We start from the raw sequence: 15,637 nt of genomic DNA, 5'->3' as shown, positions 1-15,637 counted from the left end.
CATGACGGGCGCGGTCGCGGTTGGCCCGCCACATCGGGAAGGTCACGCGGCGCTCGGTCAGGACGCCGGCAATGTCGCAGGCATTTGCAATGCGATCGATCGGCCCCGTCGCGAACCGCAGGAAGGCGCGGCCAAATCCGGTCACGAGAGCTGTGGCGTCATCGACGAAGGTGAAGGCGATATCAACAGCGAGGGTTTGCATTTTGCAGATCTCCAGGTTAATTTGAACATTGTTCAAATGAGTACCTTGAAAATGAACAATGTTCAATACGAATCGTTGCGAGACCGAAAAAAATCTCGCCGGCGGCAGCAGATCGTGGAGATCGCTCGCAGCATTATCGCGACTAAGGGGCTGAAATCGTTGAAAGTCCGGGATGTTGCGGACGCCGCAGGCTGCTCGGTTGGGAGCGTCTACAACGAGTTCGGCGACTTCGACGGGGTGATCCTGACCGTGAATCGGGAGACCGTTAAGGAGCTGACGGTGCGGCTGGGCCAGGTTCCCGCCGAGGATCCCGTTCGCCAGCTCTACGGGCTGGCCGCGACCTACCTCGAATTTTTTGCGGAGCACGCCAATCTGCTGCGCTCGCTGTTCGAACATCGGATGGAGGACGACCGCCCTTACCCCGATGACATCCTTCAGATGGTGATGGACGCCTTCGCGCTGATGCATCCACCCCTGGTGCGGCTGCTTCCGAATGCAGACGACGTGCAGATCGCGCTGCTGTCACGCACCCTGTTTTCCGCCGTGCACGGGATCATCTCGCTCGGCCTCGAAGAACGCATGGTAGCCGTGCCGCCGCAGATGCTGCGCCAGCAGGTCGATCAGTTTCTGGATGCGCATCTCGCAGGGCTCGGGATTGTGCCAGTACGATAAAGTGTGGAGCGCTGCTACGCGCTGGCGGCCTTGCGGTGCCGCGAGGTGACGACGACGACGTCCGTCGTCCCGTTGTCGACCTGAACACGGTTGCGTCCGTTCTCCTTGGCGCGATAGCAGGCGGCATCCGCGCGCCGCATCGCGTCCTCGAGCATGGTGTTGCCGTCGGTGATGCAGGCAACGCCGATGCTGGCGGTCACTGCAAAGCAACGATCGTCCCACGCGAAGACGGATAGCTCGAGCGACCGGCGCAGCCGTTCGGCGATATCCACGGCGTCGTACGGCGTGCTTTGTGGAAGGATTAGGCCGAATTCGTCACCGCCAAGCCGGGCCACCAGGTCATGCGGCCGTCGTTCCTGTTGCAGGAGACGCGAGATCTGGCAGAGCAGGCGGTCGCCGGCGAGATGACCGCAGCTGTCGTTGACGTCCTTGAATTGGTCGAGATCGAGCAGGACCAGGCCCAGGGAACCCGCCGCGGTGTCGTCCAACTCGCTTTGCAGGCGGGCCTCGAACGCGCGCCGGTTGGACAAGCCGGTCAGCCAGTCGTGCGACGCCTGCCAGACTAGGCGCTCCTTCTCGGCATGCAGGGCATCCTCAAACGCCTGTCGTTGCAGCACCAATCGCCGCGTGTGCCAGATCAGGAGCAGGATCAGCGTCATGGCTGTGACGATATTGACGCCAGTCAGCGTCATCTTGATGGCGCGCGAGCCTTCGCCGAGAACGGTGGAGAACCGCTTGGCGTGCACCGTGAACTGAGTGTTGAGCTCCGAAAGCCGCGACGACAATAATTGCAGGCGGTTGCCGTCCTGAACCGGTCCGCTCTTCAACTCTGACCGGATGACCTCGCCGAAAACGCTCAGCTCCAGCAGCATGGGGTCGGTGGCAGCCCACTCGCTGATCGCTTCCTTGAGAAAGCTGACCTGTTTGAAGTAGCGAAACAGCCAGATCAGTCCCGGCACGTCATCGGGATGGTTGCCGCCTTGCAGGAAGCCGATGCGGGCGGCCTCGACGTCGACCGGATCGCGCTCGAGCGCCCAGCGCGCGAACTCGTCGCCGATGGGAACGGCCAGCGAGGTCTGATATTGCGCAAACTGGCTGGCGTCGCCCGAATGCAGATAGAGATTGAGGAAATAGACGGCGTTCTTCTGCGAGCGCGACCACAACGCTTCGCCCGCGACATAGGCGCGGACCGAGGACATCACCTCCAGGCTGAATCCGGCGATCGCCGCCTGCAGCAGAACGACGGTGACGAAAGGCGAAACGAGCTTGATGACGTGAAGGAAGCTTCGTCCCTTCGTTGACGGCGCTGTTCTGCGAAACACTATGCGTTCCCCAAGTCGCTCAACGACCCCAGCGGAGCGATCCGCTCATAACGCGGATTACGCGCGAAAGGTGCTTAACTCGACTTGAAAATGCCAGGAGACTGCGTCGCAGGGTGAAGGCGTTGTGAAGTGGATGCTTGCAGATCGTCGCAAATGCCGTCGACCCGGAACTGACGCGGCATCGGCGAGCTGATGTCGCGCATTTGCCCCAGATGGTTTACTTGATGGAGATAGATTGCTCTGGCGCTAGACCAGCACCGGCTTGCGCACGCGGCCGGCGTCGCCGAAGACGCGCAAATAGCGCTCGATCTCCGAAGGCAGGCCGGTCGCCTTCTCGGGATTGTCGGAAAGCTTGACGGCCGGACGTCCGTCCACCGACGACACCTTGCAGACCAGCGAGATCGGATCGAGGTTGAACGAGCCGTCCGGCGTGCAGCCGACGAAATCATTGGTGAGATTGGTGCCCCAGCCGAAGGAGAGCCGCACCCGGCCGACGAAGTGGTGGTAGGTCTCCTCGATCGAGCCCACGTCCATCGCGTCGGAGAACACCAGCAGCTTGTCCCTGGGATTGCGGCCCTTCTGCTCCCACCATTTCATGATCTCCTCGCCGGCTTGAATCGGCGGCGCGCTGTCGGGGCGGAAGCCGGTCCAGTCGGCAACCCATTCCGGCGCATCGCGCAGGAAAGCCTTGGTGCCAAAAGCGTCGGGCAGCGCAATCAGGAGGTTGCCGCCATAGGTCTGGCGCCACTGGTCGAGGATGCGATAGGGCGCCCAGCGCAATTCCTCGTCGTCCTTGGCCAGCGCAGCCGCGACCATCGGCAGTTCATGGGCGTTGGTGCCGATGGCTTCGAGATCATTGTCCATCGCGAGTAGCACGTTGGAGGTGCCGATGAAGGACGGGCCCAGGCCTTCCTTCACGGCCTCCACGCACCAGCGCTGCCAGAGGAAGCCATGGCGGCGACGGGTGCCGAAATCGGAGAGCCGGAGGCCATCCAGCTTGCGCAGGCGTTCCACCTTGGTCCACAGCTTGGCCTTCGCGCGGGCATAGAGCACGTCGAGCTCGAAGCGGCCGCGGCCCTTCATCGCCGCCCGCGAGCGCAATTCGTTGAGGATGGCGAGCGCAGGAATTTCCCACATCGTGGTATGGCTCCACGGCCCGTGGAAGTGCAGCTCGTACTGGCCTTCGACCTTGCGCAGCTCGTATTCGGGCAGCCGGAATTCGGCGAGCCAGCGGATGAAGTCCGCCGAGAACATGTGGGTCTTGCCGTAGAAAGTGTTACCGGCAAGCCAGATCAGCTCTTTCTTGGTGAAGCGGATGGTGCGGGCGTGGTCGAGCTGGGCGCGCAGCTCGCCCTCGTCGATGATTTCGGCGAGCCGGACATGGCGCGATCGGTTGATGACCGAGAATGTCACCTGCTGATTCGGGTAAGCTTCCCGAATCATTTGCAACATCAATAGCTTGTAGAAGTCGGTATCAAGCAGGCTGCGGATGATGGGATCCAGCCGCCAGCTGTGATTGTAGGTCCGGCTCGCAATGTCGGTCACTGTCATGGGGGAATTCTAGCGTGGCGGCCGCGGCGCAACCAGTGGGTTTGACGGGGATCAGGTTTTCGCGGGGGCGGGGTGCGAGGCCGTCGCCGCCACGGTCTCGAGTTGGCTTCTGATCCAGCGATGCGCGGGGTCCTTCTGATAGCGCTGGTGCCAGACCATGAACATCGGCAACTCAGCCAGGGTTCGCGTGCGCGAGGCCAGCGGAATCCGCACCTGGGCGAAGCCATGCATCACGCCGGTCGCCAGCAGGCTCGGCATGCTCGCCAGCATTTGCGAGCCACGCAGGAAGGACGGCACGCCGGAGAAGCTCGGCACGGAGATCGCGATGTCGCGGTGGAAGCCGTTGGCTGCAAGCCGGCGATCGAAGTCGAGCCGCTCATTGTCAGTGTAGACCACCGTGACGTGACGCGCCGCGAGATAGGCGCCGCGCGTAGCCGGCGTCGCGCGCGCTTTGGGGTCGTAGTAACAAACGTAATGGTCTTGCAGCAGGCGCTTCTGCACGATGTCCACGCCGGATGGCGGCAGCGGCGTGATCAGCAGATCGCAGCGGTTTTCGCGCAGCATCGCCGGCGAGGGCGACTGCGAGGGGATCACGCGCAGGTTCAGGCTCGTCACTTGCGCTGCGACATGATCGAAGAACCGCGGCAGCAGCAGGTCGCGCTGGAAGTCATTGGCGGCGATGGTCAGCGAAAGCTGCGCGCTCGCCGGCTCGAACGTGACGCCGCCGGCAAAGCTGCGCATCTCGTCGATCAGCGCTCGCGCCTTTGCCGCGAGCGCCTGGGCGTGCGCCGTAGCGACAATGCCGCGGCCGGATTTGGCAAACAGCGGATCGCCGACGATCCGCCGCAGCTTGTTCAGGGCGTGGCTGACCGCGGATTGCGTCAGGCCGAGCCGCGTTGCGGCCGCCGTCACCGAACCTTCTTCTAACACGGCCAGGAACAGCTCAAGCGCGTGGCCATCGAGCGCCAAATTATCGATTTTATTCATGGAATGCATTATAATCGATCTATTTATCTTGAGAATAGCCGGCGCCATCATCTCCCGATAAGCCGTGCGCCCCAACGGGAGCGCCAGAGGGAGAGACAACGCCGATGCATGCCCAGGCGCCAGCCTTGCGGGAAGCCCGCCCCAACCGTCCCGAGCCGTTCACGCCGCCGCTCGGTGACGGCGGCTTCTTCCAGCGCGACCGTTCCATGCATCCGCCGGCGCACGCGCCGGGCTACAAATCCTCGGTGCTGCGCTCGCCGCGCCAGGCGTTGCTGTCGCTTGAGAACTCGGTCTCGGAGATCACGGGGCCGGTGTTCGGGCACAACGATCTCGGCCCGCTCGACAATGATTTGATCCGCAACTACGCCAAGGACGGCGATCCCGTCGGCGAACGCATCATCGTCCACGGCCGCGTGCTGGATGAGACCGGCCGCGGCGTGCCGAACACGCTGGTCGAGTTCTGGCAAGCCAATGCCGGCGGCCGCTACCGGCACAAGAGGGACACGTATCTGGCGCCGATCGATCCGAATTTCGGCGGTTGCGGCCGCGCGCTGACCGACGACAGCGGCTACTATTATTTCCGCACCGTGAAGCCGGGACCCTATCCCTGGCGCAACTACGTCAACAGCTGGCGTCCCGCTCACATCCACTTCTCGGTGTTCGGCTCGGGCTTTGCACAGCGTCTGATCACCCAGATGTACTTTGAGGGCGATCCCCTGATCCCGGTCTGCCCAATCCTGACGACGATCCCGGACAAGGATGCGCTGGAGCGCCTCATCGCGCCGCTCGACCTCAACGCATCGACCCCGTTCGACTCGCTCGCCTACCGCTTCGACATCGTCTTGCGCGGCCAGCGCTCCACTTACTTTGAAAATCGCACCGCAGGGAACTAGGTCCATGCCGCAGCCGCTCAACTACCTCAAGGAAACCGCCTCGCAGACCGCCGGGCCCTACGTCCATATCGGCCTGATCCCGGCGATGGCCGGCTTCGACATCTTCGAGAAGAACTTTTCCAACGTGCTGGTGACGCCGAACACGCAAGGCGAACGCATCACGCTGGAGGGCAAGGTGTTCGACGGCAGCGGCACGCCGCTGCGTGACGTGCTGTTGGAGATCTGGCAGGCGAACGCGGCCGGCCGCTACAACCATCCGGCCGATCGGTCGACCGGCGCGCTCGACGAGGAATTTCGTGGCTGGGGCCGCGCCGGCTCCGACTTCGAGAGCGGGCTGGTGACGTTCGAGACCATCAAGCCCGGGGCCATCACCGACAAGGCGGGCCGCAAATGCGCGCCTTACGTCAACATCTGGATCGTCGCGCGTGGCATCAATATCGGGCTCAACACCCGGCTGTATTTCTCCGATGAAGAGACTGCGAACGCCGCCGACCCCGTGCTCAGCCTGATCGAGCAGCCGGTGCGACGTTCGACGTTGATCGCAAAGCGCAGCGAGCGTGGCGCCAAGATCGTGTATGCTTTCACGATCAATTTGCAGGGGCCGGAGGAGACGATGTTCTTCGACGTCTGAGAGCCGCCGCCCGAAGGTTCACTCCACCTGGTCACTGCGATCGATCGCTACGCGCGCGTGGAATTGCGGTGACTGACGCATCTCGCGCGATCCCGGCCTATTGGCCGGATCGCGCCCCACTTTTGGTTTCAGTTCTGCCAAATCGATGAATATGTCCGCCTGTCGGCGCAGCTCGTCAGCGACCATGGCCGGCTGAGTGGAGAGTGTGGAGACGACCGTCACGCGGACACCGAGGCGTTGCAGGGCTTCCACCAGCGAACGAAAATTCCCATCGCCCGAGAACAACACGATCTGATCGACGTGCTCGGCGAGCTCCATCGCATTTACGGCGAGGTCGACATCCATGCTGCCCTTCACTTTGCGGCGGCCGGTGATGGCGTCGACGAATTCCTTCGTGAGTTTCGTGACGACGGTGTATCCGTTATAGTCGAGCCAATCGATCAACGGACGGATTGACGAATACTCCTGATCCTCGACGACGGTCGTGTAGTAGAAGGCCCGCAACAGCGCACCTCGGCTTTGGAATTCGCCGAGCAGTCGCCTGTAGTCGATGTCGAAGCCGAGCGCCTTGGAGGTGGCATGGAGATTGGAGCCATCGATAAAGAGTGCGATCTTCTCAATCGAAGACATTATGCACAAATCTCCAGTTGTACGCGAAAGGTGGCCGGTCCAACCGCCGGGGGCGGTGTGTCGGCCGGAAAAACATTGAAGGCACCGATGGCTTGCCGAAAAAGAAGCGCAGACGACCGGACAGGGGCGGCCGTCTTGCGCCCAGGTTAGGGAGGATACAATGCCACCGGCGCCAGGGCGCCGAATGCAGCCAGGCTAAGGCGCGCGCATTCCCTACTCAATTGTACTGAGGTAAAGGGCGCCTATCCAAAGGATAGGGCCCCATATACGAAGGTTAAGTGGCAGCGCTGGCAACAAGGGCCATTGCGGTTCCCAGCGTGGCCTTCGACCACAGGCGCGGCTGATCGATCGGCCGGTGTGTCAGCCTTCATCGCCATGAAGCTGGGCACGAAAGGCCCGCGGTGACACGCCCGTGGCGGCGGCGTAGACCCGGCTGAAATAGGCGGGGTCCTCGAAGCCAAGCGAATAGGCGATCGTCGAGACCGGTAAATTGGTGTAGACGAGGTTGCGCCGCGCCTCGCGGATCAGCCGGTTGAGGATCAGGTGCGAGGCGGTGTCGCCGGTTGCTGCCCGGGTCACACGGTTGAGATGGGTCGGCGTGATCGACAGCGCGCTCGCATAGTCCGCAACGCTCCAGCGTTCCAGATGATGCTGTTCCAGCAGCGCCTCGAAGCGGCGGAATAGTCCGCTTTCAGCCGTGCCGTTGCCACCGCTCTCGCCGGTGAGCGCGCGGGCCACCAGCCCGATCATGGCCGCCGAAAGTGCACGCAGCACATGCGCTCGGCCGAAATCGCGCGCGGCGTGTTCGGCAAAGATCTGCTTCATGGTGGTCCGAATCTGCGGCGTGCCGCGTATCACGGCCGAGCGCGACAAGGCACCTCGCAGCCCTTCGGAGGCGAGCAGCGCTTCGTCCAATATTTCCGCGGCGATGGTCAGCACCCAGCCCTGGGTATCAGGCACGAAACGGAAGCCGTGGACGTGGCCGACGGGCACGTTGACGATTTGCATCGGCTTCAGCTGCACCACGCGCCCGTCGAGCGTCGCTTCGCCGCCGCCGCGCTCGATCAGCAGCACCTGGTGCAGCCGGGCATGGCGGTGCACGGCGAGCGTCCAATCGTGCAGCACCGAGCGCGACGCTATCGTCTCGCAATGCACGACATCGGGCAGATCACCGGATTCGCCGAACAAATTGTAGACCCGGATTGCCGGGGCGGGGGCTGGGTTTCTCATGTTCGAATAGTACAAGACAAAGACGAAAGCCTCCATCCGTCAGCGGCGCTGAATCTGCAAGAAAGTGCCGAGGAGGACGCAAAAATGAAAGTCCAGGTCTGTATCATCGGCGGCGGGCCGTCCGGGCTGCTGTTGTCCCAGCTCCTGCACCTCAAGGGCATCGACACGGTCGTGCTGGAAAAGTACAGCCGCGACCACGTGCTTGCCCGGATCCGCGCCGGCGTGCTCGAGCACGGCTTCGCCAGGCTGATGCGCGAGGCACAGTGCGGCGAGCGGATGGACCGCGAGGGCGAGATCCACAAGGGATTCGAGATCGCCCATGACGGGGTGCTCTCCCAGATCGACCTCCACAAGCATTCCGGCGGCAATTCGGTGCTGGTCTACGGCCAGACCGAGCTGACGCGCGACCTCTACGAGGCGCGCGATCGCCTTGGCGGCAACGTCGTGCACAATGCCGAGGACGTGACGCCGCATGACCTGACCTCGGACCAGCCGTACGTGACCTATCGTTCGAATGCCGAAACCGTCCGAGTCGATTGCGACTATATCGTCGGCGCTGACGGCTTTCACGGCGTCAGCAGGAAGTCGATCCCGAAGGACGTGCTGCGGGAATACGAGAAGATCTATCCGTTCGGTTGGCTCGGCGTGCTGTCGCGCACGAAACCGGTGTCGCCGGAGCTGATCTATGTGAAGCACGAGCGCGGCTTCGCGCTGTGTTCCTTGCGGTCGCAAGTGCTGAGCCGCTACTACGTCCAGGTGCCGCTCACCGACAAGGTGGAGGACTGGAGCGACGATGCGTTCTGGGCCGAGCTGAAGCGCCGTTTGCCGCACGAGGTCGGCGATCGCCTGATCACTGGGTCGTCCATCGAGAAGAGCATCGCGCCGTTGCGCAGCTTCGTCGCCGAGCCGATGAGCTACGGCCGCCTGTTTCTCGCCGGCGATGCCGCCCACATCGTGCCGCCGACCGGCGCGCGCGGGCTGAACAGCGCCGGCTCCGACATCTATTATCTCTACCACGCCATGCTCGCGCATTATCAGAAGGGCGATGATTCCGGGCTCCAGGGCTATTCCGCCAAGGCGCTGGCGCGGATCTGGAAGGCGCAACGCTTTTCGTGGTGGATGACGATGCTGCTGCATCGCTTCCCCGACCGTTCCGAGTATGAAGAGAGGCTTCAGCAGACGGAGCTGGAATATCTGCTGTCGTCCGAGACGGCGCAGCGTCTGCTGGCGGAGAATTACGTGGGGTTGCCGTTCTAGCGGGGAGTGGACCCGAAAAGCGGTGGGACGCTGCGCTACTTTCCTTCTAGGATGTTCACCGGCGTCCAATCCGACCCCGGTGGATTTGTAGCGAGCGCAGTCGCGCGCTTGCCAAAAAGCGCTGACGCCGGATCCATTTCCGCCATTCGCCCGAACGCATCAGCCGCCTTCGCAAACTCCCTTGCCCGCCAGCACGCCAGCCCTTCCGCATACGCGGCGGCAACCTTCGTCTGCCCGGCACTCTCCGTGCCCTTCTCCGCGAGGGGCTCGAACACCTTGATCGCCTCGCCGCGTCCTATCACTTTGATGGCGTCGAGCTCGCGCCAGGTGAAAGTATTGCCTGTCTGCGCGACAGTCGTTTCTGAAGCCATGATTGCGGTGCCATAATATTTGTTGGCGCCTTCGAGCCGCGAGGCGACGTTCACGGTGTCGCTCATCACGGTGTAGTTGAAGCGGCGGCGGGAGCCGATATTGCCGACGACAGCCTCGCCGCTGTTGAGCCCGATGCGGTGCGACAGGCCGCGGCCGGCGAAAGCGGCGCTGCCGGCGTTGAGCTCCGCCAGCTTTGCGTGACATTTCAGCGCGGCATGGACGGCGTGGCGCGCATGCGCGGGATCGTCGGCGGGCGCGCCGAACATGGCGACAATGGAATCGCCGATATATTTGTCGACATAGCCGCCATGGCTCTCGATGATGTCGGTCATGGCCGACAGATATTCGTTCATCAGCGTCACCAGTTCGCCCGGCGTCATCGTCTCGGCGATGGAGGAAAAGCCACTCAGGTCGGAGAAGAACATGGTGACGTTGCGCATTTCGCCGCCGAGCACCGGCATCTTGCCGGACGCAACCATAGTGTCGATCACTTCGGGGGCGAGATAGAACGCAAAGCTCTTGCGCAGGAAACGCTCGTCGCGATCGGCCAGCATGAAACGGTAGCCAATCATCATCGCGAGCGCGGCAAGGCTCGCGAGCGCGGGCTCGGCCAATGGTAGCGCCAACGCGTGTACGAAAGCGGCGACGGCTGCAGCGGCGTAAACGGCGGTGAGGACGAACCAGGCGATTAGTGCGCCACCCGGTGCGAGCACGCAGGCCGCGCAGGCCACGATCGCTGCGAACACGATCGTGAGAATGCTCCGCAGTGGAAAGCCGAGCTCGGTCACCGCATCGCGTTCGATCAGATTTCGCACCGCGTTGGCATGCACGAAGACACCGGCGATGTCGCTGCGGGCTTTTTGTTCAGTGGTTGCCGGTGCGGGCAGGGCGCATCTTGCGGCCGGCGTTCCGTCATAGCCGCCGGAAAGACGCATCGAGGTGATCTTGCGGTCATCGACATTGAGGATCGTGCCGAGCACCACAATCTTGCCACCGAAGGCGCGGCGGAAGAAGTCGCGGTCGTTCTTCTCGACGCAGGCGTGCAGGTCTGCGAACGAATATGTCGGCACGTCGCGGCCGAGTCCTCGGAAATTGAGCGTTAGCGTGTTCGGCACCGCGCTCGGGATCGTATACCCGGACAAAGCAGTCACGCCAGAAGGCGCGGTCTGCGGTTTTGCGCCGAGCGCGCGGGTGGCGAGTTCGACGGCCATTGCGGGAGCTGGCATGTCGCCGACAGGAAAACTCAGCGGCATTCGCCGGATTACATGGTCGGTGTCGGTATAGACGTTGAGGCCGCGGACGTTATTCCCCACAGCCAATTGCTGTGCGCGGTCCGGATGATCGCTGCTGAGGACCTCGCCCAGCACCAGCTTGCCGTCACTAGAGAGTTTCCGCAAGGCGATGAGATAGTCTCGGTCGAATCCCTTCAATCGCGCGCCAAGCGGCGCATCGCCAAAGGGAATCTCCGACCGCTCGATCGAGCTCGGAAAGATGACATCGAAACCGATCACCTTGGCGCCGCCGTCGGCAATGCTGCCGAGCACCCGGCCGATCTCGCGCGTCCAGGTCAGCGTCGGCGACCCCTGAAACGGCGGAGTGTCGTAGGTCTCGCCGTCGATGGCCACGACGACGACCGGTGATGTCGCGGGATCGCGGTGGTCGCCGACGAGCTTGCCGCGCAGTGCCGTGAGGATGTCGAGCGACAGGCCCTGCAGCGTCTGGAACGGCGGAGACGTGACGACGGCGCCTGCAAGAAGCGCAATCAGGATCGCTGCAACGATGTCCCGTCTGCCGATCCGCCGCATCGCCCCGTCGCTAGCTGCCTATTCGAGCCGCAGCAGGCGTCCCACGATCGGCGTCGGCGACGACGTGGCGCTGGGATCGACCTGGAAGGCGTAACGCTTGGTGCCGAGGATGGCGAGATAGCTGCCGCCCGGCGTCAGCGACTTCCCGGCCTTGGCGAAGTCATAGAACTTGCCTCCGACCATGGTCTCGCTCTTGAGCGGCACGCTGATCGTGGGCTCCTTGCCATCGGTGCGCTCGATCACCAGGGTGCTGCCGCTCTTGGCCTGCACCAACGGCGCGACACCGTAGAGCGTCGGCAGCTTGGCCGGAGCGCTGCCCTTGGCGTCCGACCGCATGGTGCGGAAGGTCGTCGCGGCACTCTGGTTCGCCTCGCGCTCCGACAGTTTTGCCGCGTTGGTATCGCAGGGGACCTTTTCCCGCTTGACCTCGCCGAGTTGCACGGTGCTCTGCTCGGTGCCGACCATGACGACGCCTTCGCTGATGGTCTCGCGCTGGCACGATTTGAGATAGCTGAGCGTAATGGTTGCCTTGGGCCCCAGCTTGATGATCTTGCCCGGCACCACATAATCCATGAACGCGACACCGTCGACCTTGCCTTGCACGTCCTCGACGATGGCGGTCGGGCTCTCCGCCAAAGCCGGAGCAGCAAGACAGCATGTGCCGACAACAGCGCCGATCAGGCTTTTCATGGCAATTCTCATCCAATTCGACCAATATTTGCCGGTCCCCATCCAGGCCCGATGCTTAGCAGCGAAACGCCCAGGCAAGTGTGACCGGAATCACTCTTTGATATTGGTGCACTCTATCAGGAAGAGGTTCAAGCCGGCGACCCGAGAAGACAGTGCGCCGGCAAGCTGGATGGATAATTTCATTCGGCTGGGACGGCCTCAACCGGGTGGCTCTCCATATCTATGATGGGCGCGAGCGTAGCCTCGGTCTTCTGATACGGCGTCGCCTGCTGACCGGCGGCGATCTCGACCACTTCCTCCCGCGTGACAGGCTAGCTGTCACGAGCTGGCTGGAGTTGATAGCGGTTATATGCGTGCTGCCAAACGAGGTCGGCACGCCGATCGTTTTTAGCGCGGTATGCAACGAGGTCCAGCTCCAGCTTTCTTGCCCGCCGCACGGGAAGCGTGCGCCCGCGTCGCTGCGCCTCGGCGTCAAATTGACGGGTTGATTTTGCAGGGCGTTAACCGTGGCGGAATGCTCCCCGCGCGGGTCATTGTCGCGCCCCAGAGTTGGTTGCAAATACGTTGGAGTTTTACGGTGGATGTTTTCATGCTGAGAGACGGCAAATATGCGGCCTGGTTCAGGACCCCGCGCGGTCAGGGCACGGGCGTCGTGCATCTGGCGGAGGGACGAATCTCCGGCAGCGACAGCTTCTTCACTTATGGAGGCTCTTACCGAATTGACGAGCAGCGCTTCACGGCGGTTCTGACCACGCGGCGTCATGCCGAGGGGCCGCCGACCGTGTTCGGGCTCGACGAGGTCGAGGTCAAGCTCTCGGGCGTGTGCAGCGGTGCGATGGCGACCTGTTCCGGAACGGCCGAGCAGGCCCCCGATGTGACCTTCGAGGCGACGCTCATCTACAGCCAGGACGAGGTGCCGGCCGTTGACGCCCGAGGTGCGGTCGTGAAGCTCAACGCCGACAAGCTGCCCAAGGGGCTCGACGGCCGTTCGCGATCGCGCCATCCGTTTGCGCCGGGATCGCTCGGCTCAGAACGGAATAGACCATAAGGCCACGTCTTATCCCGCCTGATCGACTTCGAGGATGTTGTCAGGGCTGCTTAAGCGGATGAGCCCTCTGGTGCCAGGCCCAGGCGGTGCGGATTACAGTCGGCAGATCCGAATATCGCGGCACGAAATTCAGCGCTTTTCGCGCTGCGGAGGGATCGGCGACCAGATAGGTGGGATCGCCGGCGCGGCGCGGTTTGACGGCGTGGGGCACCTCGCGCCCGGTCTCGTGCCTGATGGCGGTCAGGATCTCCCGTACCGAAAAGCCGGAGCCGGTGCCTAGATTGAAGCTGCCGCCGGCATGCCCTTGTTCCAGCAGCTTCAGCGCCGCGACATGCGCTGCGGCGAGGTCGGTGACGTGGATGTAGTCGCGGATCGCGGTGCCATCGGGCGTGTCGTAGTCCTGACCGAACACGGCAAAATCGACATGGCCCTGTAATGCCATCATGGCGCGCGGAATGAGATGGGTTTCATTGTCACGCAATTCGCCGATGCCGCCGGCAGGATCGGCGCCGCTGGCATTGAAATAGCGCAGGCAGAACGCGCCGAAGCCGTAAGCGGCGCGGTAATCGGCGAGCATGCGCTCGATCATCCACTTCGATGCGCCATAGGGGTTGATCGGCGCGCAGGGGAAGTCTTCCGGCAGTTCCTTGGAATCGGCATTGCCGTAGACGGCGCCGGTCGAGGAGAACACGATACGATGGCAGCCCGCATTGCGCATCGCCTGCAATAGCGACAGCGTGCCCTGCACATTGTTGATGTAGTACTTTTGCGGGTCGGTCATGGACTCGCCGACGAGACTCGCCGCCGCGAAATGCATGACCGCCGTGATTTTGTGCTCGGCGAAGGCGCGCGCCAGCGTGCCGCCGTCGAGCAGATCGCCTGTTACCAGCGGGCCGGCGACGAAGCCGCGATGACCTGTCGACAGATTGTCATAAACGACGGGCTGATAGCCGGCGGCGGTCAGGGCGCGACAGGCATGCGAGCCGATATAGCCCGCGCCTCCCGTAACGAGGACAGTCGGTCGGTCGGTCATGTCTGCTTACCTCGAGGTGAAATCAACGATCATCCATGCGCCGCGGCCAGCACCAAATCGGCACCCGGCACGAGCACCGCAAGCGTCAGCCATGCGGGACGTTTGCGGAAGGCGAGGACATGCCGCGTGGCGCCACGGGAGACGACATCAATCAAGGAGAGGGCTTCCGAAGTGACCTGTCCCAATGCGATTGCCTCAGTTCAATAGTTGATCGATCTGGTGAGCATAGATTGATCTTCGCTGTATGCAACCCACCGGCGGCTCGGCACGATCGTCCTTCTTCGTTTAGCTCGCATTGACCCTATCGCTGCGAAACGGTGGGCGCGCGCATCGCGGCAACCGAAGCTTTAAGAACCAAAATTAAGCTGATGCCGAGTAAAGGAGTGACTGAAACATGGCACAGATCTGGATGACCTATGACGAACTCGCCGAGCTTAGCGGCTGCACGTCTGCCGAGGCACGAATGCGGGCCATCCATTTGTCACTTGACCGCCGCAAAAGCCGCGACGGCGCAACCCGCGTCAAGCTCGATCTGGCGCTGACGGCCAAATATTTCGCCTCTGTCCGGGACGCCGATTTTGATCTGGACGGCGCCATCGAGGCGCTCCAGGCCACCCATCGGCAGATGGCAGAACTCCTGACGCCGAACCAGTTCCTGGGCCGGCGCCGCTCGGCTTAGCTCCCGCACGCAATCCATCAGGCTCCGGGTATAAGGAGCCGAGATTCTCGCGATAGTTGTTCCGAATCAGGCATAAATCTCCATCCGGAATTTTCATTGCTGGCCGGGGTTTAACCGCAGCGGGCCGTAGAGCCTGCAGGAGGATGCCATGAGGAACGACAGCGATCGAGGCTACGCGACACTGTTGGCAGCGGCGATGCTGGGTGCGCTGATCATCATGACAGCCGCAACGGCAAATGCAGAGCTCGTGAAGTTGCAGGCCGATTTAAAAGGCAGCAATGAAGTGCCTCCGAACAACTCGCCTGGAACAGGCAAGGCCGAGGCGACCTACGATACGGAGGCGAAAACCCTGACCTACACAGTCAGCTTCGCCGGCTTGACCGGGCCAGCCATGGGGGCACATTTCCATGGCCCCGTGGAGGCCGGCAAGAACGCCGGCATCGTGCTGCCGTTCAAGACGGTCCAAAGCCCGATTCAGGGGAGCGCAACGCTCACCGAAGCTCAGGCTGCGGACCTGCTGGCTGGGAAATGGTATGCCAACATTCATACGGCCGCGAACCCGGGCGGTGAACTACGCGGACAAATGATAAAATAAGGACGGTCACTTCCCCGATGCAGACGTGCAGGCCATGCAT

Annotated in this window: 17 protein-coding genes; 8 read left to right on the top strand and 9 right to left on the bottom strand. The window is 62.7% G+C overall.

Annotated elements, in window-relative coordinates:
- Positions 1 to 253: 253 nt before the first annotated feature.
- Positions 254 to 874, top strand: a complete 621-nt coding sequence (locus tag BcanWU425_RS31055) for a TetR/AcrR family transcriptional regulator (RefSeq protein WP_204514092.1) — start codon at positions 254 to 256, stop codon at positions 872 to 874.
- A 14-nt stretch (positions 875 to 888) separates the two neighbouring features.
- Here the strand turns inward: BcanWU425_RS31055 and BcanWU425_RS31050 are convergent, their stop codons facing one another.
- The 3 genes from BcanWU425_RS31050 to BcanWU425_RS31040 form a co-directional block, all read right to left on the bottom strand.
- Positions 889 to 2,196 (bottom strand): GGDEF domain-containing protein, encoded by a 1,308-nt coding sequence (locus BcanWU425_RS31050; RefSeq protein ID WP_018456141.1) that lies wholly within the window; start codon positions 2,194 to 2,196, stop codon positions 889 to 891.
- Between the two features lie 246 nt (positions 2,197 to 2,442).
- Entirely contained in the window at positions 2,443 to 3,747 is a 1,305-nt protein-coding gene (gene pncB, locus BcanWU425_RS31045; protein ID WP_018456140.1) for a nicotinate phosphoribosyltransferase, read from the bottom strand.
- Between the two features lie 51 nt (positions 3,748 to 3,798).
- Positions 3,799 to 4,743, bottom strand: a complete 945-nt coding sequence (locus tag BcanWU425_RS31040) for a LysR family transcriptional regulator (RefSeq protein WP_204513750.1) — start codon at positions 4,741 to 4,743, stop codon at positions 3,799 to 3,801.
- Between the two features lie 95 nt (positions 4,744 to 4,838).
- On the opposite strand from BcanWU425_RS31040, the gene pcaH reads away from it, so the two are divergent.
- Together pcaH and pcaG are read left to right on the top strand one after the other, a co-directional pair.
- A complete protein-coding gene (pcaH, locus tag BcanWU425_RS31035) occupies positions 4,839 to 5,627 on the top strand; it encodes a protocatechuate 3,4-dioxygenase subunit beta (RefSeq protein WP_085350039.1) in 789 nt (262 codons plus the stop codon).
- A 4-nt stretch (positions 5,628 to 5,631) separates the two neighbouring features.
- Positions 5,632 to 6,258, top strand: coding sequence for a protocatechuate 3,4-dioxygenase subunit alpha (gene pcaG, locus BcanWU425_RS31030; protein WP_026233093.1), 627 nt, complete (start codon positions 5,632 to 5,634; stop codon positions 6,256 to 6,258).
- 18 nt (positions 6,259 to 6,276) lie between these two features.
- Here the strand turns inward: pcaG and BcanWU425_RS31025 are convergent, their stop codons facing one another.
- Positions 6,277 to 6,888: a LabA-like NYN domain-containing protein gene (locus tag BcanWU425_RS31025; protein WP_018456136.1), complete on the bottom strand. Its 612-nt coding sequence runs from the start codon at positions 6,886 to 6,888 to the stop codon at positions 6,277 to 6,279.
- Positions 6,889 to 7,248: 360 nt separating this feature from the next.
- Positions 7,249 to 8,154: a helix-turn-helix domain-containing protein gene (locus BcanWU425_RS31020; RefSeq protein WP_204513751.1), complete on the bottom strand. Its 906-nt coding sequence runs from the start codon at positions 8,152 to 8,154 to the stop codon at positions 7,249 to 7,251.
- 48 nt (positions 8,155 to 8,202) lie between these two features.
- Between BcanWU425_RS31020 and pobA the strand changes: the two genes are divergently transcribed.
- The gene (gene pobA / locus BcanWU425_RS31015) at positions 8,203 to 9,375 is read left to right on the top strand and encodes a 4-hydroxybenzoate 3-monooxygenase (protein WP_085359785.1); all 1,173 of its coding nucleotides are present in this window, start codon (positions 8,203 to 8,205) and stop codon (positions 9,373 to 9,375) included.
- A gap of 35 nt (positions 9,376 to 9,410) precedes the next feature.
- Here pobA and BcanWU425_RS31010 read toward each other — a convergent pair whose 3' ends face one another.
- Both BcanWU425_RS31010 and BcanWU425_RS31005 read right to left on the bottom strand, forming a co-directional pair.
- Entirely contained in the window at positions 9,411 to 11,552 is a 2,142-nt protein-coding gene (locus BcanWU425_RS31010; RefSeq protein WP_204513752.1) for an adenylate/guanylate cyclase domain-containing protein, read from the bottom strand.
- Positions 11,553 to 11,570: 18 nt separating this feature from the next.
- Positions 11,571 to 12,242 (bottom strand): hypothetical protein, encoded by a 672-nt coding sequence (locus tag BcanWU425_RS31005; RefSeq protein WP_085384366.1) that lies wholly within the window; start codon positions 12,240 to 12,242, stop codon positions 11,571 to 11,573.
- A 152-nt stretch (positions 12,243 to 12,394) separates the two neighbouring features.
- Between BcanWU425_RS31005 and BcanWU425_RS31000 the strand changes: the two genes are divergently transcribed.
- Positions 12,395 to 12,730: a hypothetical protein gene (locus BcanWU425_RS31000; RefSeq protein WP_161494832.1), complete on the top strand. Its 336-nt coding sequence runs from the start codon at positions 12,395 to 12,397 to the stop codon at positions 12,728 to 12,730.
- A 101-nt stretch (positions 12,731 to 12,831) separates the two neighbouring features.
- A complete protein-coding gene (locus BcanWU425_RS30995) occupies positions 12,832 to 13,290 on the top strand; it encodes a hypothetical protein (RefSeq protein ID WP_085359789.1) in 459 nt (152 codons plus the stop codon).
- Positions 13,291 to 13,330: 40 nt separating this feature from the next.
- On the opposite strand, the gene galE is transcribed toward BcanWU425_RS30995, so the two are convergent.
- Positions 13,331 to 14,323, bottom strand: coding sequence for a UDP-glucose 4-epimerase GalE (gene galE / locus BcanWU425_RS30990; RefSeq protein WP_204513753.1), 993 nt, complete (start codon positions 14,321 to 14,323; stop codon positions 13,331 to 13,333).
- Positions 14,324 to 14,352: 29 nt separating this feature from the next.
- Positions 14,353 to 14,478 (bottom strand): hypothetical protein, encoded by a 126-nt coding sequence (locus tag BcanWU425_RS37470; RefSeq protein ID WP_268738914.1) that lies wholly within the window; start codon positions 14,476 to 14,478, stop codon positions 14,353 to 14,355.
- Between the two features lie 239 nt (positions 14,479 to 14,717).
- On the opposite strand from BcanWU425_RS37470, the gene BcanWU425_RS30985 reads away from it, so the two are divergent.
- Both BcanWU425_RS30985 and BcanWU425_RS30980 read left to right on the top strand, forming a co-directional pair.
- Entirely contained in the window at positions 14,718 to 15,002 is a 285-nt protein-coding gene (locus BcanWU425_RS30985; protein WP_085384365.1) for a hypothetical protein, read from the top strand.
- Positions 15,003 to 15,150: 148 nt separating this feature from the next.
- Positions 15,151 to 15,597 carry a CHRD domain-containing protein gene (locus BcanWU425_RS30980; protein ID WP_018456126.1) on the top strand — a complete coding sequence of 149 codons (447 nt, stop codon included), beginning with the start codon at positions 15,151 to 15,153 and terminating at the stop codon, positions 15,595 to 15,597.
- The last annotated feature ends 40 nt before the right edge of the window (positions 15,598 to 15,637 follow it).

This window comes from Bradyrhizobium sp. WU425 (genome assembly GCF_021052305.1).
In the GTDB taxonomy this organism is placed as follows: Bacteria; Pseudomonadota; Alphaproteobacteria; order Rhizobiales; family Xanthobacteraceae; genus Bradyrhizobium; species Bradyrhizobium canariense_D.
The sequence above is the reverse complement of the archived record's forward strand: the minus strand, read 5'-3'. Positions and strand labels throughout refer to the sequence as shown.